Source organism: Corynebacterium endometrii (assembly GCF_004795735.1).
GTDB classification, from domain to species: Bacteria; Actinomycetota; Actinomycetes; order Mycobacteriales; family Mycobacteriaceae; genus Corynebacterium; species Corynebacterium endometrii.
The window spans coordinates 1-21758 of the sequence record NZ_CP039247.1; the positions used below are offsets into that span (position 1 = coordinate 1).

19 protein-coding genes and 3 tRNA genes are annotated in these 21758 nt (G+C 62.1%); 14 read left to right on the forward strand and 8 right to left on the reverse strand.

The genetic code is table 11. From position 1 onward, the window contains the following. The 5 genes from dnaA to gyrB all read left to right on the forward strand — a co-directional run bounded on the left by dnaA (position 1) and on the right by gyrB (position 7537). Positions 1-1584: a chromosomal replication initiator protein DnaA gene (gene dnaA, locus CENDO_RS00005; RefSeq protein ID WP_136140210.1), complete on the forward strand. Its 1584-nt coding sequence runs from the start codon at positions 1-3 to the stop codon at positions 1582-1584. A gap of 720 nt (positions 1585-2304) precedes the next feature. Beyond that, positions 2305-3492, forward strand: a complete 1188-nt coding sequence (gene dnaN / locus CENDO_RS00010; RefSeq protein WP_136140211.1) for a DNA polymerase III subunit beta — start codon at positions 2305-2307, stop codon at positions 3490-3492. A gap of 29 nt (positions 3493-3521) precedes the next feature. Continuing rightward, on the forward strand, positions 3522-4712 hold the full coding sequence (gene recF / locus CENDO_RS00015; RefSeq protein ID WP_136140212.1) for a DNA replication/repair protein RecF: 1191 nt from the start codon (positions 3522-3524) through the stop codon (positions 4710-4712). Continuing rightward, entirely contained in the window at positions 4705-5397 is a 693-nt protein-coding gene (locus CENDO_RS00020; RefSeq protein ID WP_168707142.1) for a DciA family protein, read from the forward strand. Before recF ends, CENDO_RS00020 begins: the two co-directional genes overlap by 8 nt. Positions 5398-5521: 124 nt before the next feature. Further along, complete coding sequence (gene gyrB / locus CENDO_RS00025) at positions 5522-7537, forward strand: DNA topoisomerase (ATP-hydrolyzing) subunit B (protein WP_136140214.1); 2016 nt, start codon at positions 5522-5524, stop codon at positions 7535-7537. A 197-nt stretch (positions 7538-7734) separates the two neighbouring features. Here gyrB and CENDO_RS00030 read toward each other — a convergent pair whose 3' ends face one another. From CENDO_RS00030 to CENDO_RS00045, 4 genes are read right to left on the reverse strand one after another with little or no spacing between them, the layout of a single operon-like run. Then, entirely contained in the window at positions 7735-8172 is a 438-nt protein-coding gene (locus CENDO_RS00030; protein WP_136140215.1) for a DUF6918 family protein, read from the reverse strand. A gap of 6 nt (positions 8173-8178) precedes the next feature. Then, positions 8179-8718: a hypothetical protein gene (locus CENDO_RS00035; RefSeq protein WP_246014304.1), complete on the reverse strand. Its 540-nt coding sequence runs from the start codon at positions 8716-8718 to the stop codon at positions 8179-8181. A gap of 35 nt (positions 8719-8753) precedes the next feature. Continuing rightward, the gene (locus CENDO_RS00040) at positions 8754-9014 is read right to left on the reverse strand and encodes a cell filamentation protein Fic (protein ID WP_136140217.1); all 261 of its coding nucleotides are present in this window, start codon (positions 9012-9014) and stop codon (positions 8754-8756) included. A 4-nt stretch (positions 9015-9018) separates the two neighbouring features. Next, the gene (locus CENDO_RS00045; RefSeq protein WP_136140218.1) at positions 9019-9231 is read right to left on the reverse strand and encodes a CopG family transcriptional regulator; all 213 of its coding nucleotides are present in this window, start codon (positions 9229-9231) and stop codon (positions 9019-9021) included. Between the two features lie 70 nt (positions 9232-9301). Between CENDO_RS00045 and gyrA the strand changes: the two genes are divergently transcribed. From gyrA to CENDO_RS00085, 8 genes are all read left to right on the forward strand, one after another. Then, on the forward strand, positions 9302-11896 hold the full coding sequence (gyrA, locus tag CENDO_RS00050) for a DNA gyrase subunit A (protein ID WP_136140219.1): 2595 nt from the start codon (positions 9302-9304) through the stop codon (positions 11894-11896). A gap of 3 nt (positions 11897-11899) precedes the next feature. After that, entirely contained in the window at positions 11900-12244 is a 345-nt protein-coding gene (locus CENDO_RS00055; protein WP_136140220.1) for a DUF3566 domain-containing protein, read from the forward strand. A gap of 256 nt (positions 12245-12500) precedes the next feature. Further along, positions 12501-12577, forward strand: a tRNA-Ile gene (locus CENDO_RS00060). A gap of 10 nt (positions 12578-12587) precedes the next feature. Continuing rightward, positions 12588-12660: transfer RNA gene (locus tag CENDO_RS00065), tRNA-Ala, on the forward strand. A 623-nt stretch (positions 12661-13283) separates the two neighbouring features. Next, entirely contained in the window at positions 13284-14162 is an 879-nt protein-coding gene (locus CENDO_RS00070) for a PRC and DUF2382 domain-containing protein (protein ID WP_136140221.1), read from the forward strand. A 150-nt stretch (positions 14163-14312) separates the two neighbouring features. After that, on the forward strand, positions 14313-15392 hold the full coding sequence (locus CENDO_RS00075; protein WP_136140222.1) for an alkene reductase: 1080 nt from the start codon (positions 14313-14315) through the stop codon (positions 15390-15392). 135 nt (positions 15393-15527) lie between these two features. Further along, positions 15528-15600: transfer RNA gene (locus CENDO_RS00080), tRNA-Ala, on the forward strand. Positions 15601-15779: 179 nt separating this feature from the next. Further along, a complete protein-coding gene (locus CENDO_RS00085; RefSeq protein ID WP_136140223.1) occupies positions 15780-16187 on the forward strand; it encodes a hypothetical protein in 408 nt (135 codons plus the stop codon). A gap of 169 nt (positions 16188-16356) precedes the next feature. On the opposite strand, the gene CENDO_RS00090 is transcribed toward CENDO_RS00085, so the two are convergent. Together CENDO_RS00090 and CENDO_RS00095 are read right to left on the reverse strand one after the other, a co-directional pair. Then, a complete protein-coding gene (locus tag CENDO_RS00090; RefSeq protein ID WP_136140224.1) occupies positions 16357-16746 on the reverse strand; it encodes a hypothetical protein in 390 nt (129 codons plus the stop codon). 170 nt (positions 16747-16916) lie between these two features. Beyond that, positions 16917-17762: a polysaccharide deacetylase family protein gene (locus tag CENDO_RS00095; protein ID WP_136140225.1), complete on the reverse strand. Its 846-nt coding sequence runs from the start codon at positions 17760-17762 to the stop codon at positions 16917-16919. Between the two features lie 122 nt (positions 17763-17884). Between CENDO_RS00095 and CENDO_RS00100 the strand changes: the two genes are divergently transcribed. Further along, positions 17885-19036, forward strand: a complete 1152-nt coding sequence (locus CENDO_RS00100; RefSeq protein ID WP_246014477.1) for an MFS transporter — start codon at positions 17885-17887, stop codon at positions 19034-19036. 6 nt (positions 19037-19042) lie between these two features. Here CENDO_RS00100 and CENDO_RS00105 read toward each other — a convergent pair whose 3' ends face one another. Together CENDO_RS00105 and CENDO_RS00110 are read right to left on the reverse strand one after the other, a co-directional pair. After that, positions 19043-21130, reverse strand: a complete 2088-nt coding sequence (locus CENDO_RS00105) for a bifunctional metallophosphatase/5'-nucleotidase (RefSeq protein WP_136140227.1) — start codon at positions 21128-21130, stop codon at positions 19043-19045. 121 nt (positions 21131-21251) lie between these two features. Continuing rightward, positions 21252-21737 (reverse strand): GNAT family N-acetyltransferase, encoded by a 486-nt coding sequence (locus CENDO_RS00110; protein WP_136140228.1) that lies wholly within the window; start codon positions 21735-21737, stop codon positions 21252-21254. Positions 21738-21758 lie beyond the last annotated feature (21 nt).

A 21758-nucleotide genomic window follows, 5' to 3' on the forward strand; every position in this document is an offset into this window, starting at 1 on the left:
GTGACAGAGACTCCAGGATCACTAGCCACGCAATGGCGTGCCGCCGTGAGCGATCTGCTGGGACGAGCCGGCAAGCCGCAGTCCGGCATTCCAGCTTTGTCAGCCCCGGCACGCCTGTACCTTCAGCTCCTCAATCCGGTCATGGAAGCAGATGGCTGGGCATTGCTTTCCGCTCCCGACGACCATGCCAAGCACATCGTCGAATCCGAGCTAATAGGCCACATCGGCCCAGTTCTATCCACGCACTTAGGCCATGATGTGCGCGTAGCCATCATTCTTGACACCCCGGCGCCGGAACCCGCCCCGGAGCCGTCGGTGGAAGCAGCGCCCGCGCCGGAGCCAAGCCCCGCACCCGCGCCACGGCCTGCGCCGAGCCCGGGGACCAGCCCGGTGGCCAGGACCGAAGATAATTGGGATTCCACCCACGCGCCGGCCAGCCTGGACGAGCTGGCCGAGCAGTTCAACCGGCAGCAGGCCGAGGCTGAGGCGCCGCAGGATTATTCCCAAGGCTCCCGCTTGCCACGCGAGACCCCGGCGCATGACCCCAACCGCGATCAGTCGCTGAACCCGAAGCACACGTTCGATTCCTTCGTCATCGGCTCATCCAACCGCTTCGCCAACGGCGCCGCCGTGGCCGTGGCGGAAAACCCCGCCAAGGCGTACAACCCCCTATTTATTTGGGGCGGATCCGGCCTGGGCAAGACCCACCTGCTCCACGCCGCGGGCAACTACGCGCAGCTGCTGCACCCAGGCCTGCGGGTTAAATACGTCTCCTCCGAGGAATTCACCAATGATTACATCAATTCATTGCGTGACGACCGGCAGGAATCCTTCAAGCGCCGCTACCGCAACCTAGACATCCTCATGGTGGATGACATCCAGTTCCTAGAGGGTAAGGAGTCCACCCAGGAGGAGTTCTTCCACACCTTCAACGCGCTGCACCAGGCCAACAAGCAAATCATCCTGTCCTCTGATCGCCCGCCGCGCCAGCTCACCACGCTGGAAGACCGCCTGCGCACCCGTTTCGAGGGCGGGCTCATCACGGACGTGCAACCACCGGACTTGGAAACCCGCATCGCCATCTTGATGAAGAAGGCCCAGGCGGACGGCACCGTCATTCACCGGGACGTGCTGGAACTCATCGCGTCGCGCTTCGAATCCTCGATCCGCGAGCTCGAAGGCGCGCTCATTCGCGTCTCTGCCTACGCCTCCCTCAACCATGCCCCGATCACCGTGGACATGGCGCGCGAGGCGCTTCACGACCTAGCGCCGGAAGGCGGACACGCGCAGATCACGCCGACGACCATCATCGAGGTCACCGCGGCCTACTTCGATATTGATCCGGAGATGCTTACCGGCGCCATCAAGAAGCGCAACGTGGCGCACGCCCGCCAGCTGGCCATGTACCTATGCCGTGAGCTCACCGAACTATCCCTGCCAAAGATTGGCGCCCACTTCGGCGGCAAGGACCACACCACCGTCATCTACGCGGATCGCAAGATTCGCAAGGAAATGACGGAAAAACGCGGTACTTACGATGAAATCCAGGCCCTGACCCAAAGGATCAAGACCCACAACCGCTAGTGGTGTTAAGACCGTGGCTTGTAAGCGGTAGCCAGGCGCCGGATTTCTCTAAATAACACGACTGACCCGCCCGGGGATTTTCCCCGGGCGGGTCTTCCCGTTTTAGCGATTTTTGTGCTTTTAGAGGCCGTCTACTGCGGTTTTAGCTGTTTACAACCCCGAGAAAGAAGTTATCCACAGCCCTTATCCACAGCTGTGTAATTTCAATCTTGTAATTTAATGGTTTTGATCACAACGCCGCCGACGCAGCTGCGCCCGCGCCGCCTACAGGAATGACAAGATTCTTGTGAGTATCGCTGTGTTAAAACGGTGGAGAACTACATAAAACCTGTGATCAAAACCGGCACGCCGCCACTTATCCACATTTGGCCGCCGTTATGCACATTCAAATCACAAGAAAACGCACACCCGGAAAATCCGGCGCTATCTTGTCATTTACCCCGAATCCCACAGATCGCACAGCACCTATTACTACTACTAGTTAAATAATTTGTTCTTCCTAGAAGTCTTAGGGTGTGTGGAAACTCGCGCGCCCGGCCTCTTCCGCCCGCCCGCTAGGCCGCAACCGCGGGGAAGAATTTGTAAGACTGGGCTAAATCACAACAATCCACAAGGTGGGTTCGAAAAATAGCCCTTGCGGGCGTTGGCCGGTAAGTTGGAAGCGTTAGAAACGAAAACATTCTGTAATTACGAATTCTTAGTGCGAGGAGTAAGCCCAAGATGGAACCACAAGCTGTGTCATTCCGCGTGGCCAAGGACGATTTTTCTGATGCCGTTTCGTGGGTTGCCCGCAGCCTGCCATCAAAGGTGACGCAGCCAGTCCTCCGCGCGATGCTCATTACTGCAGATGACACAGGTTTGGAGCTCACGGGTTTCGACTATGAGGTTTCTACGCGCGTGCGTATCCCCGCAGAGATCGGCGAGCCAGGCCGCATCGCTGTAGCCGGCAAGCTCATCGCTGACATTGTCTCCACGCTGCCCAACAAGCCTGTCGAACTCGAATTACAGGGCAGCAAGGTTTTGCTGACCTGTGGTTCCTCCCGCTTTGAACTGCCGTTGATTCCTCTTGATGATTACCCACAGTTGCCAACGCTGCCGGAGGTCACCGGCACCATTAACCCGCAGCTGTTTACCGAGGCAGTAAGCCAGGTTGCCGCGGCGGCCGGCAAGGATGACACGCTTCCGATGCTCACCGGCGTGCACATGTCCATTGAGGGGTCCCATGTGGAGCTCACCGCAACTGACCGTTTCCGCCTGGCGATGCGCACCCTGGAATGGGAGCCGAACGCGGAAGACGTCGAGGCAAAATTGCTGGTCCCAGCCAAGACCCTGATGGATAACGCCCGCTCGGTAGATCCTCACCTGAACACCCCTATCGAGATTGCCGTGGGCACGGGTGAGAACATCGGCGCAGACGGGCTGTTTGGCCTGCACGCGGATAACCGCGAAACCACCACCCGCATGCTGGACGCGGATTTCCCGAACGTTCAGCCGCTGCTGCCTAAGACGCACACGGCCATGGCGTCGATTGAAATTTCCCCGCTCCTCGAGGCAATCCGCCGCGTGTCCCTGCTCACGGACCGCAACGCGCAGATCCGCATGGAATTCTCGGAGGGGCAGGTGATCCTCTCGGCCGGCGGATCGGATTCCGGCTCCGCGGAAGAGACGCTGCCATGCGCGTTTACCGGCCGCGATGAGCTCATCATCGCGTTTAACCCGAGCTACCTGAAGGACGGCCTGGGCGTTGTCCATACTGACCGCGTGGTCTTTGGTTTCACCGAACCATCCCGCCCCGCCATCCTCATCCCGGAGCCGGAAGAACTGCCGGAGGCGAATGAGGACGGTACCTTCCCAACCCCAGATACCAACTTCACGTACCTGCTCATGCCGGTGCGTCTGGCTGGTTAGAACCGGCGCGATTTAGCCAATAGTGCTGCATGTACGTACGCGAGCTTGACGTCAGGGACTTTCGATCGTGGCCCAGCCTGTCCATCGGGCTGGAGCCGGGAGTTACCCTATTCGTAGGCCGCAACGGCTTTGGCAAAACGAATATCGTTGAGGCTATTGGATACACCGCGCACCTGGCATCCCACCGGGTAAGCCAAGACGCGCCGCTGGTGCGCCAGGGCGCCGAGTCCGCTAGGGTGTCCGTCACCGCCGTCAACGACGGCCGCGAGCTCACCGCACACCTGTTGATCAAGGCCAAAGGCGCCAATCAGGGACAGATTAACCGCACCAGGCTCAAGACCCCTCGGGAGCTCCTGGGCGTGGTAAAGACGGTGCTGTTTTCACCGGAGGATCTGGCATTAGTCCGGGGCGAGCCGGCGGAGCGGCGCAAGTACTTAGATGACATAATCGCCTCACGCACCCCGCGACTGGCCGGAGTGAAGGCGGACTATGACAAGGTATTGCGCCAGCGCAACGCTTTATTAAAGTCCGCGAACCAGTCCCTTCGCCGCGGATACGGCGATGAGGATGGGGCTAGCGCCCTGGCCACGCTCGACGTATGGGACAACCAGCTGGCCCATTTCGGCGCGCAGGTGATGAAGGCCCGGCTCAACCTGTTGGACGAGCTTTCCACCCTCATCCCGGCCGCGTACGAGGGGCTGGCCCCGGAGTCCCGCCCTGCGCACATCGAATACAGTTCCTCCATCGATTTTTCTGATCGCAGCCTGCTGGAAACCATGCTGCTGACCGAGCTTGCGGCCAAGCGCCAGCGGGAAATCGAACGAGGGATGACCTTGGTGGGCCCGCACCGCGATGACCTGTTGCTCAACCTCGGCACGCAACCGGCCAAGGGCTTTGCGTCCCATGGCGAAACCTGGTCATACGCCATTTCTTTGCGCTTGGCGGAGTTCAACCTGCTGGCCTCGGACGGCACGGACCCCGTGCTGATCCTCGATGACGTGTTCGCCGAGCTCGACGCCCAGCGCCGCGAAAAGCTAGTGGCGCTTGCGGCCCAGGCGGAACAAGTCCTCATCACCGCTGCGGTGGATGAGGACCTGCCCGGCAACCTGGTTCCGGTGACCCGTTTTAACGTCACCGTCCGCGACGTTGAGGGCGGCAGGATCTCTGAGATCGCGCGCCTGGATGGAGACGGTAGCCACGGTGGCGATTCGGATGAGTAAGCAGGTGGATTTCTCCGGGGAGGAACACGACGTAGTGGAATGGGCGTTTGCCGCCGTGCGCTCCCGCGTGCCCAATCCACCAAAATTGCCCATGCGCAGGCGCGTAAAGCGCTACGAGCGCAATGACACCCCCGATGCCTCCGTTCCGGGATTGGAGAAGCTAGCGGCGCCAGCTGAGGCAGCCGCCCGGGAGCCCTCTACGGGGACTAATCCTGATGACATCGAGAATCCCGAGATCCGCGAGCTTGCCATTTTGATGAAGCGGCTTAGGGAAAACCAAGCGGCGAATAGGCGTCCTTCCGGGTTGGATGGGCGGCGTCCGCGCAGGCCTTTGGGGGTTCCGAGCCTGGGGGCTGCCCTCGGCCGCGAGATTCGCGAACGCGGGTGGGAAGGAAACCTGGCGGACGGCTGGATCTTCGGCCACTGGCCGGACATCGCGGGCGAGTACAACGCGCAGTTGACCAAGCCGGTCTCCCTGCGTAAATCGGTGCTGTACGTGGACTGCGCTAGCTCCGCCGTGGCTTCCAACCTTCTGTATGCGGAGCGGGAATTCGTTGCAAAAATAGAGGATAAGGTGGGCCAAGGCGTGGTCACCAAGATAGTCTTCAACCGCCCGAAGCAACGTAAAAACTATGAGGGGCGCCAGTGGGTCAAACCGCAGGGCTCACAAGACACTTATGGCTAAACGGCTAAATCGCCGGAATTTGGGGCATAAGCGCAGTGTGCGGTGCGGTCTAGTAGGGGGACACAGTGTAGAATAGCTGGAGTCTTAAAATTAACTAGAGCGATACAAGGGAGTAGACATCTCCGTGGCTACCCAACATGAATATAACGCCGATTCAATTACCATCCTCGAGGGCCTCGAAGCAGTTCGTAAGCGCCCGGGTATGTACATCGGTTCCACCGGCGTACGCGGCCTGCACCACCTGATCTGGGAGGTCGTAGACAACTCCGTCGATGAGGCCATGGCTGGTTATGCCACCAAGGTGACCGTCAAACTCCTCGCTGACGGCGGAGTAGAGGTAATCGATGACGGCCGCGGCATCCCGGTTGAGATGCACCCATCCGGCGCCCCAACCGTGCAGGTAGTTATGACCCAGCTGCACGCCGGCGGCAAGTTTGACTCCGAGTCCTACGCCGTATCCGGCGGTCTCCACGGCGTGGGTATCTCCGTTGTGAACGCTCTGTCTACCCGCGTAGAGGCGGACATTAAGCGTGACGGCAAGCACTGGGTGCAAAACTTCGAGCGCGCTATCCCGGATGAGCTGATAGAGGGCGGTAACGCACGCGGTACCGGTACCACTATCCGCTTTTGGCCGGACGCGGAAATCTTTGAGACGGTGGAGTTTAACTATGACACCATCGCCCGCCGCCTCCAGGAGATGGCCTTCCTCAACAAGGGCTTGACCATCCACCTGATCGATGAGCGCGTGACCGCGGAGCAGGTCAAGCTTGAGCAGATCGCCGACGCCGGTGACAACGCCGATTCCTTCGACGATTCCGAGGTCGAGAACCTCAATGACAAGGACGCCAAGAAGGAGCAGATTTTCCACTACCCGGACGGCCTGGTGGATTACGTCAAGCACATCAACTCCTCTAAGACGGCCATCCACCCAACCATCGTTTCCTTTGAGGCCAAAGCCGAAGATCACGAGGTTGAAATTGCGCTGCAGTGGAACTCCGGTTACAAAGAGTCCACCCACACCTTCGCGAACACCATCAATACCCATGAGGGTGGCACCCACGAAGAGGGCTTCCGCGCGGCCTTGACCACCTTGATGAACCGTTATGCCAAGGAGCATAAGCTCATTAAGGAAAAGGACGGCAACCTCTCCGGTGATGACTGCCGTGAGGGCATTGCCGCCGTCATTTCCGTCAAGGTCTCCGATCCGCAGTTTGAGGGCCAGACCAAGACCAAGCTGGGCAACTCCGAAATCAAGGGCTTTGTCCAGCGCGCGGTCAACGAGCATGTCACCGACTGGTTTGATGCGAACCCCGCCGAAGCAAAGGTCATTGTTCAAAAGGCGGTGTCCTCCGCACACGCCCGCGTGGCCGCGCGCAAGGCTCGTGAGCTGGTCCGCCGCAAGTCCGCCACCGATCTGGGCGGCCTGCCGGGCAAGCTGGCTGATTGCCGTTCCAAGGATCCAATCAAGTCTGAAATCTTCATCGTGGAGGGTGACTCCGCGGGCGGTTCCGCGAAGCAGGGCCGCGACTCCATGTACCAGGCGATTCTGCCGTTGCGCGGAAAGATCCTGAACGTGGAGAAGGCCCGCATGGACAAGGTCCTGAAGAACGCTGAGGTCCAGGCCATCATCACCGCTCTGGGTACTGGCATCCACGAGGAGTTTGATATCTCCAAGCTGCGCTACCACAAGATTGTGCTTATGGCGGATGCCGACGTGGACGGCCAGCACATCGCGACCCTGTTGCTCACCCTTCTCTTCCGTTTCATGCCGGAGTTGGTTGAGCAGGGCCACGTCTACCTGGCCAATCCACCTCTGTACAAGCTGAAGTGGGCAAAGGGAGAGCCGGGCTACGCTTTCTCCGATGCTCAGCGTGACAAGCAGCTCGAAGAGGGCCTTAACGCCGGCCGCAAGATTAACAAGGATGACGGTATTCAGCGTTACAAGGGTCTGGGCGAGATGAACCCCAACGAGCTGTGGGAGACCACGCTTGATCCAACCACTCGCATCCTGCGCCGCGTGGACCTAGAGGACGCGCAGCGCGCCGATGAGCTGTTTTCCATCCTCATGGGTGATGACGTAGCGGCCCGCCGTTCCTTCATCACCCGCCGCGCGAAGGATGTTCGCTTCTTGGACGTTTAAGGAACGGACGCCATAATTATTCGAGCCGTAGGGCGCTCTTCCCGCTTTAGGGGAGGGCGCCTTTGGCGTTGGGGATATTTTCCCGCGTCAACTAACGCAACAATCCCGTTCGATCCGCGGTGTAACTGGGTGAAAATGACCAAGATCGAACGGGATTGTTGCATTTTGGGGCCAAGCTTGTCCCCAAGGCCGCGGGCCTACATGTGGCGCTGCAGGATGCGGGCCAGCTCCGGGACGTTTGGCCCAATTATCTTGGAGGCCCTGCCGCGCAGCGAGTCATACGCCTTCGCCAGCGCCGCGACGTCAATGGACTGGGCGTGCTTGTCGGCGACGTTCATGACGGCATCGGTGACCTCGGTGGAGCGGGGTTCTACGTAGGCGCCGAAATCGGAGGAAGGTGAGGCCTCAAATTCCTGCCACAGGTGCTCAATTTCCCCAAGTATGTCTGGCAGCAGGCGGGAGATTCCCTTTTCAACGATGTTTGAATCGATCTGCTTGGCGGCGGCCACGGCGCCCTTAAGCGCGATTCCGGTGAGGCCGGATTGGGCCGCCACGGTGTTACCCACGAATCGTGCCAGATCGGCGACGACGGAGGGGCGCGTCGATGGTTCCAGGAGATGGGAAAGGCTTGACATGCGTGCCTACCCTACCGGCGCAGCGGGCGGGAAGAGGCCGGCGGTGGCCTGGGAAGATCCCAGCTGCAGCTGCTTTAACTGGTCGGCCAGTTCGGTCAAGCCGTTGGTGCGGGCCAAGCGCTCCAGATCAAAGTCCAGGCCGCCGTTTAGGCGCCCGGCCTCGGAGGAACCGGAAGAGCCCTGCATGCCGATCTGCTGCGCCAATTGGTCAACCTGGGCGCGAAGGACCGGGTTGTTATCCGTGATCAGTTTCGCCAGCGCGGCGGTGCCCACGGCGATGCCGCCAAAGAAGAGGAATGCGTCAATGGGGGAGGAGCCGGAAGACGTCTTGCCGGGCTCGCCCTGCTGGAAGTCGGGGTTGGGGTTAAAACCCTCCGGGAAGGTGTTGGCGTTGACCTCGGAGGAGCCGGCGGAGGAGCCCGAGGACCCGGTGGAGATGAGGTCTTGAGCGCCGCTGGACTGGGCGGTGGCCGCGGGTGCTCCCAGGCCGGCTGCGGCCAGGGTCAACGTGGCAACAGACGCGGCGGCGAGCTTCTTGAGCTTCATGGCACAAATCCTTTCACATTTCTCTCACAATCAACCTACACACCATCCGTTACGGAAAGATAGATTTCGGCGCATACTTTGGCGAATTCCTTATTCCTGCCACTGAGGGGCTCCAGCACTTCCAGCGTGCGCGCTAGCGCGCGGGCGGCGGCACTGGGGCCCGCGTGGACCGGGATGCCATCGATCTTGGCGCCGGCCGCCGCGGCGCCGGCGACTAGGGCATCAAACCGCACGATCCGTACCCGGTGATGCTTGCAGAATTCCCGCGCGATGATGAGAAGCTGTTCGGGGGTCATGGCTTTAGCCGCGTGACCTGCGGATCTCGGCCTCGAGTGCCGCGCGGCCGGGGATGGTGTGGCGGGCGAGGTCGTGGATGGCGGCGTCGGACAGAGTGCGCGCTGCGGCCTGAACCACCGCCCGGATGACGGCCTCCTGCTTCGATGTGCCCTGGGCCGCCGCCAGCAGGGTGAGGGCGTGATCCTGTTCCGGGGTGAGTCTCAACGTCATGGCCATGGTATCAAGATGATACCACCGCGGCGCCAAACAACGCTTTTTAGGCCCGTAAAAGGTAGAATGAGCGGTTATGAGTGACCCAACAGACGGTCTTTTCGACCAGATTCAGCCTATTGACATCAATGAGGAGATGGAATCGAGCTACATCGATTACGCCATGTCCGTCATTGTTGGCCGTGCCCTGCCGGACGTGCGTGACGGCCTTAAGCCGGTTCACCGCCGCATCCTCTACGCGATGTATGACTCCGGCTACCGCCCAGAGCGCGGCTACGTAAAGTCCGCCCGCCCGGTTTCTGACACCATGGGTCAGTTCCACCCGCACGGTGATTCCGCCATCTATGACACCCTGGTGCGCATGGCGCAGCCATGGTCCATGCGGTACCCGCTGGTAGACGGCCAGGGCAACTTTGGTTCCCCGGGCAATGACGGCCCCGCGGCTATGCGTTACACGGAGTGCCGCATGACCCCGCTGGCCATGGAAATGGTCCGTGACATCCGTTCCAACACCGTTAATTTCTCCCCGAACTATGACGGCAAGACCCAGGAGCCGGACGTGCTGCCATCCCGCGTCCCTAACCTGCTGATGAACGGTTCCGGCGGCATCGCGGTGGGCATGGCCACCAACATCCCGCCGCACAACCTGAATGAGTTGGCGGATGCCATCTACTGGATGCTGGATAACCCCGAGGCCGATGAAGAGACCGCCCTCGAGGCGGTTATGGGTTACGTGAAGGGCCCTGACTTCCCAACCGCCGGCCAGATTGTTGGCGATTCCGGCATCAAGGACGCCTACACCACGGGCCGCGGCTCCATCCGCATGCGCGGCGTGACCTCCATCGAGGAGCAGGGCAACCGCCAGACCATCGTGATTACCGAGCTGCCTTACCAGGTCAATCCGGATAACCTGGTGGCTAATATCGCCGAGTCGGTGGCCAACGGCAAGATTGCCGGCATCTCCAAGATCGAGGATGAGTCCTCTGACCGCGTGGGCATGCGCATCGTTGTCACCCTAAAGCGTGACGCCGTGGCGCGCGTGGTGCTCAACAACCTGTACAAGCACTCCCAGCTCCAGACGTCCTTCGGCGCCAACATGCTCTCCATCGTGGATGGCGTGCCGCGCACCCTGCGCCTGGATCAGATGTTGCGTTACTACGTGGCGCACCAGATTGAGGTCATTATCCGCCGCACCCAGTACCTGCTGGATGAGGCCGAGAAGCGCGCCCACATCCTGCGCGGTTTGGTCAAGGCCCTGGACATGCTCGATGAGGTCATCGCGTTGATCCGCCGTTCCCCAACCGTGGATGAGGCGCGTGAGGGCCTGAAGTCCCTGCTGGGTGTGGATGACGTTCAAGCTGACGCCATCTTGGCGATGCAGCTGCGCCGCCTGGCCGCCCTGGAGCGCCAGAAGATCATCGATGATCTGGCCGAGATCGAGCGTGAGATTGCGGATTTGAAGGACATCCTGGCCAATGAGGCGCGCCAGCGTCAGATTGTGAAGGATGAGCTGTCTGAGATCGTCGAGAAGTATGGCGATGAGCGCCGCACGCGCATCGTTGCCGCCGACGGCGACGTGACCGACGAGGACCTCATCGTCCGCGAAAACGTGGTCATTACCATCACCGCCACCGGGTATGCGAAACGCACCAAGGTCGATGCCTACAAGGCGCAGAAGCGCGGCGGCAAGGGCGTGCGCGGCGCCGAGCTTAAGCAGGATGACATTGTTAAGAACTTCTTTGTCTGCTCCACGCACGACTGGATCTTGTTCTTCACCAACTTTGGCCGCGTTTACCGCCTCAAGGCGTACGAGCTGCCCGAGGCGGGACGCGCCGCTCGCGGCCAGCACGTAGCCAACCTGCTGGAGTTCCAGCCCGAGGAGAAGATTGCCCAGGTCATCCAGATCCAAAGCTACGAGGATGCCCCTTACCTGGTCCTGGCCACCCAGCAGGGCCGCGTGAAGAAGTCTCGCCTGACCGATTACGAGTCCGCACGCTCCGCCGGGCTTATCGCCATCAACCTCAACGAGGGCGACGCTCTGATCGGCGCCCAGCTGGTGGGTGAGGGTGATGACATCCTGTTGACCTCCGAGCAGGGCCAGGCCATCCGCTTTACCGCCGACGATGACCAGCTCCGCCCGATGGGCCGCGCCACCGCCGGCGTGAAGGGCATGCGCTTCCGCGGCGACGACCAGCTGCTGTCCATGTCCGTGGTCTCCGACGGCCAGTACCTGCTGGTGGCCACCTCCGGCGGCTACGGCAAGCGCACCGCCATTGAGGAATACACCACGCAGGGCCGCGGCGGCTTGGGCGTGATGACGTTCAAGTACACCCCGAAGCGCGGCAAGCTCATTGGCGCCATCGCGGTTGAGGAGGGCGATGAGATCTTCGCCATCACCTCCGCCGGCGGAGTCATCCGCACCGAGGTGGACCAAATCCGCCCGTCCTCCCGCGCCACCATGGGCGTGCGCCTGGTCAACCTCGCCGATAACGTGGAGCTTCTTGCCATCGACCGCAATGTGGAAGATGATGGTGAGGAAGACGCTCAGGCGGTGGCCAAGGGCGAAAAGACCGTCGAGGACGTCCAGCAAGAACAGCTGGCGGTAAAGACTGAGGCCGATGGTGCCGCCGACCCTGCCGCCGGGGAACCTGATGCCGAGGACAAGGAGTAATCCATGGCACGACGAGACGTCACGCTAGCGCGCATCGAGCCGGTCTCGGCTTTCCGCGTCGGCCTGGCAATGTCGCTGGTGGGCCTAGTGGCCTGGTTGCTGGCGGTGTGCCTCCTTTACTTCGGCGCTGACCAGGTGGGCATCTGGGACCAGCTCAACACCTTGATTGGTGATGTGGGCGGCACGCAGGTGGTTAGCTTCGGCATGGTCCTGTCCGTTTCCGCGCTGGTAGGCGCGATTATGGCTGTCCTGTGCACCATCCTGTCCCCGCTCATGGCGGTCATTTACAACGCCATCGTGGATCTCTTTGGCGGTATCACGTTGCGGCTTTCAGACCGCGGCAAGTAACCGCCGCCGCAAGCCCGGATGAAACCCCGGGCCGGAAGCTCTCAGCATGACTGGGGGCTCTGCCGGCCCGGGGTTTTCAGGTTTCCCTGCGTCACCGGGCTGCTTTCAACGCGTCGGGTGGAGGGGAATCCGTGGCGTTTTGGGGCTTGTTTGAGGGGAGGTTTTTCTGTCCGTGTAAACCCGCGAAAACCGGCGATGTACTGGCGATTTGTTAAATTTAAAAGTGCTATGTAAAGTTATGTCTCGTTCCAAGCAAGGGCCTATAGCTCAGTCGGTTAGAGCGCATCGCTGATAACGATGAGGTCGCAAGTTCGATTCTTGCTAGGCCCACCATTGGAACAAAGGGGCATTAGCTCAATTGGTAGAGCATCTGCTTTGCAAGCAGAAGGTCAGGAGTTCGATTCTCCTATGCTCCACAGCCCAGGGGCTCGCAGGAATGCGAGCCTCTTTTCTTTTTCGAAACCCTCCTTGAATCAGGGGGTCTTGGTTGCGGCCCCGCCATGGACGGCCGGCCGGGGGCCTGAGCCCCTGGGGTCATCGTTCCGCGGTGTAGCGCGGATCACGCTACGGCGACGTTCGCGGCTCGATCATCGAACGAAAATGGCTTATGTGAGATGTATCACAGAGGGCAGATCGGGCCATTAATATTCACGCTTTAGCGTGCCGTGGTGTTGGTTTTCCACCGAATCCGGCTCTGCGCCGGCGGGGTAGGGGGCCGTTTTGCAACTGGTAATTATTTTCATCACCACCGCGAACGGCGGAATCATGGGGAGTTGACGGACCCTGCCGGTGCCACAATGCTCGCGCTACCCCATGCTTTGTCTATAGGGCTATAGGTATAAGGAAATTGCCAGGGAGAGCTCGGATGCGGAATGCGGCGGTGTGGACAAGCCCATACCGTGGGGGTCACGCCGCAACGAGCAAACAAGCATTCCTTCAGCACCCGCCGGCTGCTTGCCTAACACAACCACTGCAGCGCTCGAGCGGCACTAGTGAAACCGGCTCGGTGAAGGGGAATGGATAAGGAGAAGTTAGAACAATGGCTAACAATCGTCAGATCCGCGACCTTTTCAATGCAACCGCTTATGACTCCAATGGTGACAAGCTGGGAGACATCAAGGAAGTATTCGTCAATGACTCCACCGGCCAGCCCGATTTCATCGAGGTAAGCCACGGCCTGTTCGGCCTTTCCTCCTCCCTTGTTCCACTGCGCGGCCACCGCGTAGAGGGCGAGGATCTCCGCCTGGCTTTCCCTAAGGAGCTCATCAAGGACGCGCCCGAGTTCAACCAGGACTCCCACCTGTCCGATACCGAGCTGGAGAAGCTCTACGCCCACTACTCCCTGCAGGACGTTGAGGACGTAGAGACCTACGAGGCTGACGCCCCAGCCCAGGGCGTTGACGGCCGCCGCGATACCGGCCTTGGCGCTGCGGAAACCGGCGCGGGCGTGGCTGGCGCTGGCGTGGCTGGCGCGGGCGTGGCCGCCGAGGCTAACGCCGATCGCCGCGATGCAGCGGCCACCGCTGAAACCGCTGGCGCCGCTGACTCCACCGAAAACAGCGGCCTGGTCCGCTCTGAGGAGCGCCTGAACGTTGACAAGGAGCGCGTGCAGACCGGCGAGGCCCGCCTGCGCAAGTACGTTGTGCATGACACCGAGACCGTCGAGGTTCCGGTTGAGCGCGAAGTGGTCTCCGTGGAGCGCACCCCAATCGACGGCGCCGAGGCCGCTGACTTCGATGGCAAGCTTGCCAACGATGAGGAGACCATCACCATCTCCGAGGAGCGCGTGAACGTGACCAAGGAAACCGTTCCAGTGGAAAAGGTTGAGCTCAAGAAGGAAACCGTCCGCGATACCGAGACGGTGACTGAGGACGTTGCCCGCGAAGAGTTCGACATCGATGGCGATGTTCGCAAGTAGACCTGGCGCGCCATCGCCATCAACCCGTCCGCGCCGCGCGGAAGGCCTAGGCGCCTAAGGCGCGCACTTGGCTAAACAAATATAAGGCCACCACCGTTGGGTTTCTCCGGTGGTGGCCTTCGGCGATCCGAAATATGTACTCTGGTGCGCATGTCTAATACTCTCTTTGATTCGATTCGCTTGGGATCTACTACCGCAGCTAACCGCGTGGTGATGGCGCCATTGACGCGCCTGCGCGCGGGCACCGAAGGCGTGCCCAACGAGCTTTTGACCACGTATTACACCCAGCGGGCCAGCGCGGGCCTGGTGGTGACGGAGGGCGCGTGGCCGGTCATTGAGGGTCGCACGTGGTACGGCCAGCCGGGCATCGAGACCCAGGAGCAGCAGGATGCGTGGGCCCGAGTCGCGGACTCCGTCCATGCCGAAGGAGGGCTCATCGCCATGCAGATCATGCACGGCGGCCGCATCTCCCACCCGGAGCTAACGGGGACCGGGCGTACGGTGGGCGCAAGCCCCATCGCTCCGCCCAACCCCATCCGCATTTCCACCGGCAAGGCGGATTCGCCGGCGCCCCACGCGCTGACCGAGGAGGAAATCCGGGAGGTTATCCAGGGATTCGTCAAGGCCGCCCGCCGCGCGGTGGATGCGGGGATGGACGCGGTGCAGATCCACGGCGCTAACGGCTACCTGTTGCATCAGTTCCTGTCCCCGGCGTCCAACCAGCGTACGGACGGCTATGGCGGCACGCCGGCCAACCACGCGCGTCTGCTGTCCGAGGTCATCCGCGCCGTGGCCGGCGAAATTGGCCCCGAGCGCACCGGCTTCCGCCTCTCTCCGCAGCACAACATCCAGGGTGCAGAAGAACTCGATGCGGAATTTACCAAGGAGGTTTACCTGGCCCTCGCGCGCAATATCGCCGATCTGCCGCTGCACCACGTGGATATCCTCAATGCGGATCCCGCCAGCGACCTGATTCAGGCCATTCGCGGTGAAATCAACGCGCCGTTCATCGCCAACTCGGGCTTCGGCACGCAGACCACCCGCGAGGAGGCCATGGGCTTGGTTGCAGACGGCGTAGCCGACGCCATCTCCGTTGGCCGCCCCATCATCGCCAACCCCGATCTGGTTCGCCGCTGGCGCGAGGATCTGCCGGAAAACGAGCCGGACCAGGATACGTTCTACACAGAAGGCGCCGCCGGCTACACGGACTACCCGTTCTACGAGGGCTAAATAAAGCAGGCTAGGTTCCTCCCCGCCGCGGTTTAGGCCGGGCCGCCCGCGCCGGCCGCCTGTCCCGGGGAGCGGCCGGTCGCACCGCGGATTTTGTGCTTTGCTCATTAAAGGGCTAGGCTTTTGGGTACCCACGGGGCATTAGCTCAATTGGTAGAGCATCTGCTTTGCAAGCAGAAGGTCAGGAGTTCGATTCTCCTATGCTCCACAGCTGAAAGAGACTCACAGCATTGTGAGTCTCTTTTTCGTTTAGCGGACCTTCCGCCGCTAAACCAAACGCCCACCTAGCTGCCGTTTTCCGAGTCTACCGGCGGCTTCTGCACGCAATTTCATCTGGTGGTAGGCTGAAATAGTTCAAACCCCAAACTATCAAAAAGGTTGTGAGTTATGTCTTCGCTATCTTCCGTAGCACTCCGCCTGATTCCGGCGGCTTTTATTATCAACTCCGGCGCTGGCAAGCTGGGTATGGATGCTGAGGCCTCCGCTGGCCTGCAGCAGTTCGCCGCAACCGGCATTCCACTGCTGAAGAAGCTTCCTTCAGAAAAGTTCGCCAAGTACATCGGCGGCTCTGAACTGGCCGTCGGCGGCGCCCTGCTAGCGCCGTTCGTGCCTAATCGCCTGGCCGGCGCTGCCCTGACCGCTTTCGGCAGCGGCCTGCTGACCCTTTACTTCAATAATGACGGCAACACCTTAGATGATGGCATCCGCCCATCCCAGGACGGCCTGGTTCTGGCTAAGGATTCCTGGCTCGTGGCCATTGGCCTCGGCCTGCTTCTGTCCGATAAGGACAAGTAAACCGGCGCAGATAGCGCACCGCCTCCAGCCCCCGCCCGTGACTCGAGCAGTTACCGGGACGGGGGCTGGAAGCATATGGCTCATAGGGCAAGGGAAAGCCTGATAGAGCCGCGGTCAACTTCTCAGTAGCTGCCGCGTCGCCACAGAGGGCCAAGGATTTCCCGGGCCGCTACTTCTCCCAGTAGGTCTCCGGGCCGGTTTCGGGGGCCGGTTCACCACTAAGTTCCGCAACGCCACGCAGGATTTCGCCGATCAGCACCGGCATGCGGTCCAGGTCCTCCCAGCGGCGCAGCACGCCTACACGGGTAGGGAGTTTGCCGCGCAGGCCCTGCTCACGCAGGATGGCGGATGCTGTCAGGTTGATCACGCCGTTAAAGCCCGCCAGGCGCTTATTCTCTGAGCGAAGATGGTTCATGGCATCTTCGATCCAGCGGGAGGCGCGCGCGGTCCGCGGGCCGATGTTCAGCTTGGCGGCGGCTGACTCTTCCTCAGCCGTGACGGGGGCATGCAGCAGGTATTCAACGGCCGCTTTGTGATCAAGGAAGTGTGGTTCGGTCATGCCCTTCAATCTAGGCAAAACCATGCTTGCGCGTGTGATTCCCGCCGTTTCGTGCTGGACTGCGGAACGCCTGCCCGGCAAAACGCAACAATCCCGTTCGATCCGTGCCCTAGACGGGCGGAATTCGCAGAGATCGAACGGGATTGTTGCATCCTTGCGCCCTCCCCGGCCTACCGGTGGCTGTAGACCCGGCCCGGGGTGGCCGCGGGGATCATGTGGTCCAGGCTCACGGGCTCGAGCCCCTTGGCCCTAAGGCCGTCAACTATGCATTCCGCGGCGTCCACTGTGGTGGAGTGGATGTCATGCATCAAGATGATGTGTCCGGCCGCAGCCTGGTCCACGGCGACCCGGCAGGTGCGCTGGGGATCCCTGTGTTGCCAGTCCAGGGTGTCTACCTGCCAGAATGCGATGGCCATGCCTTCGTCGCGGGCGATGCCGGTCACCGTGTCATTCATTGCGCCATACGGTGGGCGCATCCAGTGGGGGCGCGTGCCGGTGGCGGATTCAACCGCATCGTTGGTCTCGCGGATTTCCCCGCGCACCCGGTCCGCGCTCAGCGCGGTCATCTCCGAGTGGGTCGCGCCGTGATTGCCCACGGTGTGGCCATGGCCCGTCATGCGCTGGAGCGTCTTGGGCATCTTCCGGGCATTGGGCGCGGTGACGAAGAAGGAGGCCGTGGCCTTTTTGTCCTTCAGGATGCCCAGCAGGCGGTTGGTGGGGGCCGCGGGTCCATCATCAAAGGTCAGCGCCACGCAGTTGCCGCAATCCCGCGCGCGCCGGGGCGCGGTCCGGGGTGCGGGTTTATCCACTAACCCCAGGTTTTGCGCGTGACCCTTTATCACGGGATTATCCTTGATTTCGCGGGGGAGGGCGGAGTAGGCGTCTTTGGCGGCGCTAGTTACGGCGTGCTGTACTGCGCTGGAGCCCAAGTTCGGCGCGGCCGCGGCCGGGGTCAGGCTCAGCGCCGTGGCGGTGAGGATGGCGGCGGCGGATAGGGGCAAGCGGTGGAATTTCACACGTATATCTTTAGCGGTTGGGGCCCGGAAGCAACGAGCGACACGGTGAAAATAGTGAATTAAAGTGAAAGATGTGACGCATGTTGCATTCTTCGCGCGGTAGTGTGTAGTCCGTGGCTGACATGAACAGGCAAAATCGAACCTCCCGCAGGGCCCAGCGCTTCCTGGCGTTCACTCACATCACCGTGGATTTCTACCAGGGAGCGCTGCCCGCGCTGGTGCCCATCTTCGTGGCGGAGCGAAATTACAGTTATGCCGCGGCCGCCGCGGTGGTGCTGGCCAGCTCGCTCGCCTCATCCATCATCCAGCCGCTCTTTGGCGTGATGGGTGACCGTTTCCGCATCCCCGGCATTGTTCCCGCGGCCGTGGCGCTGGCGGGGCTCGGCATGGGACTTTTTGTGTTGACGGATTCGTTATTCATTACCGGCATTTTCGCCGCCATCAGCGGCGTTGGCGTCGCCGCATTTCATCCCGACGCCGCCAAGAAGGCCCGCCACATCGCCGGCGACGATGATGTGGTGCTGTCATGGTTCTCGCTGGGTGGCAACCTCGGTTTCGCGGTGGCCCCGCTCTACGTGGGCGTGACCGTGGGGATCCTGGGCCTGGATTGGGCCTGGCTGCTGGGGCTTCCGGCCGTTGCTGGCCTTGTGAGCCTTGTGATGGTGGACCGGATCCTTGGCCCGAATTGGCGGCCGGCGAGCCGCCGCCGCGGCCCCATGGATACGGACGATTGGCGCGGGTTTGCCAAGCTCGTGGCCGTGGTCATCGCCCGCTCCATAATCTTTGTGGCCACCGCCAGCTTCATCGTGGTCTACATGCAGCAGGAGCGGGGCCTGAGTTCTTTCTGGGCGCAGGCCGCGCTGTTTATCTTCTACATCGGCGGCGCGATTGGAACCCTGATGGGCGGAACCCTGGCCCGGAGGTTCTCCCGCATCGCGGTGGTCCAGGCGGCCTACGCGGCGCTCATCCCCGTCTTCATCGCCATGCTGTTGGTCCCCGGCCCGCTAGCGCTCTTCTTCGTGGCGCTGGCCTCCCTGCTGTTCTTTGTGCCGTTTAGCCTGCAGGTCTCCCTGGGCCAGGATTACCTGCCCAATAACATGGGCACCGCGGCGGGCGTGACCCTCGGCCTGGCGGTGTCCGCCGGCGGCGTGGCCTCCCCGGTGGTGGGCGCGGTGGCGGACAATTTTGGACTGTTAAAAGCGCTGCTGCCGCTGGTGATATTCCCAGCGGCAGCGAGCGTGTTGCTAACGAGGATGCGCGACCCGCGCCTGTAGCGGTCCCTAGAGGTTAGCCGCGGCCTTGAGCTGCTCCAGCGCGTCACGCAGCGGGGCGGGCAGGTTGCCGGAGAAGGATATGACCAGCGCGATGACCGCGGCGATGGCGGCCGCGATGCCTACCGCGGCACCGGCGGAGGAGCCGGAGTCAGATTCGGAGTCAGAACCGGAGCTGGAGGAGGGGGCGTCGGGCGTGGCGCCGGAGGCGGGGAGCACGGTGACCGGGACGGTGACCTTCGTTCCCTGGTCCGTGGTGATGACGAACTCCTGCTCACCCTCGAGAGCCTTAGGGACGGTGAGCTCTACGGTGGCGCGGCCGCGGTGGTTGAGCTGCTCGTCGCCCTCCTGAGCGGCGTTATCGATGGCGGCCTCCCCGGTTGCCGATCCCAGCGCCACGGCGGCGGTGGTGGCCATCGGTTCGCCCTCGGAGGTGTAATTCAGCGAGCTCAGCGAAACGGTGACCTTCTCGCCAGCGGTGACCTCCTTCGGGGCCTGGACGCCCACGGCGGTCTGGGCGGTGGGTAGGGCGGAATCCTCGGACGCCATGTAGTCCACCAGCGCGGTGACGTCCAGCAGGCCAACGTCCGTCATGGTGCCGTTAGCCAGGGACGTAAAGCCATCGCCGCCCTCGAGCAGGAAGGTGGATGCGGCCACGGTGTACTCCCGGTCCGGGTCTATTGGCTCGCCGTTGATGGTGGCCGAGATGATGCGTGAACCCTGCTCCGCGGACGGGTCAAAGGCATAGGAGACGCTGGGGGACAGGCCCAGGGCCAGGCGCGTGCGCTCGGCGCCGGGCTGCCACTGCGCCTCCAGGGCCTCGATGATGTCCGCGCCGGTCAGCGTGGTGTAGCCAATGTTGTTGCCGAAAGGCTGCGCGGTTAAAACCTGCTCATAGGTCACGTCCCCCGCGGGGATGTCCGCGCGCACGCCACCGGCGTTCATCATGCCCAGGTCAACCTCCTGGCCAATCTGGGCGGACATGGCCCAGCGCGCGGACTCCGCGATGTAGTTATTTGCCGTTGACTCAACACCGCGGTTGGAGCCGGATTTGGCGCCCTCATCGGAACCGCGGGTCAGCGGGTGCTCCAGGGTTGCCACAACCTGCTGGCCCAGCTCGGCGGCCTCAGCCTGCGCCTGGGAGACGATGGCCTCCACCGCCGGATCCGGGGTCAGGGACTCCGCGGCCGTGGCATCGTACTGGGTGATCTTCACGTCAACGAGCCGGTCCGCGTCAAGGTCATAGGTGATATCCGCGTCGTTGAGCAGCTTGCCGTACTCCCAGCCCTGCGCCCAGTGCAGCGGGAGTGCGTCCTGGCGCTCGACGGTGCCGGCGGACTTGGCGTGGGAATCGCCGCCGAAGAGGATATCGACGTCCGCGTTGAACTGCTGGGCGAAGTCGGCGGCATCCTCGTGGAAGAGGGCGATGACCACGTCGGCCTCGCCGGATTCCTTGAGGCGGGAAGCCTCGGCGTTGGTGGCCTCAACCGGGTCGGTGATTTGGATGCCCTCGAGCGCCGAGGGGGACACCTTCTGCACGGTCTGGGAGGTCACGGCGCCCACGTAGCCAACCTTGACGCCATCAATGTCCTCGACGTGGGATGCGGGAAGCGCCGGGGTGCCGTCCGTGTGGAACACGTTGGCGCCCAGGATGGGGTAGGCAGAGGCGCGCTGGATGCGGTCAGTTATGTCCGCGAAGCCCTTATCGAATTCGTGGTTGCCGACGGCGGAAGCGTCAACCCCCATCGCGTTCAGGGCGTCGAGGGTGTACTGATCCTCGGACAAAGCGGAGACGAATGCGGAACCGCCAACATTATCGCCGGAGGTGGTCAGGTTGTACTCCTGGCCCTCGTTGACCTTCTTGATCAGCGCCGCGAGGTGGGCGGCGCCCATCTCCGTGCCGGCGGCGGCTGGCTCCTCGCCGCCTATCTGGGTCTCCAAGTGGCCGTGGAGGTCAGTGAAGTTCGTCACCGAGAACGTGACCTGCTCGCCGGTCTGTGCGAATGCTGCCGGGGTGAAGGTAGCGGCGGTGCCCAGGGCCGTCACGATGGCCAGGGGAGTGCGGGACCGGCGGTGGCGGCGGCTGGAAAAAGACATGTAACTCCTTGGAAAGTCCTGCGGAATCCGGAAGGGATATTGATCTCGCAAGGATTTGTAACCCGGCCGGGGAGCTTCGGCAACCGCTGGGGTAAGAGTTCACATTCCCGTTAACCGGCGTTTAGAAACGCTTGACCAACACGTAATGCTCCGAATGCTCATCCACGTCCACGAAACCCACATGGCGATACAGGCGGGCCGCGCGCGGATTGTCATGCGCCACGGACAAGGAGATGCCGGGCGCGCCCAGCTCACGGGCCAGCTGCGCCGCGGCTTCCAGCAATTCGGTGCCCAAACCCTGGCCCTTGTACCGCCCCTCCACGGCGATGGCGAGTTCCGGGATGCCCTCTTCCACATGGCCGAAGCCGTGCTCCGCCTCGGTGCCCCAATTAAGCCACACCCCACCGGCCGGATTGATGCCGTCCCAGGCGATGATGGCGCCGCCCTCCGGCGTCCACTTGTCCACGTAGTACGGGAACCAGTTACTAGCCTCTGGGGGCAGCGGCTTCGATTCGTCGCCGTAGACCTCCGTGAGGAAGTTCAAACGGGCAATGTATGTGCGGTCAGATTCGGTGGCGCGGCGAAGCTCAAAAGTGTGTTCAGGCATGCCGCCTAGCCTACGTCTGAG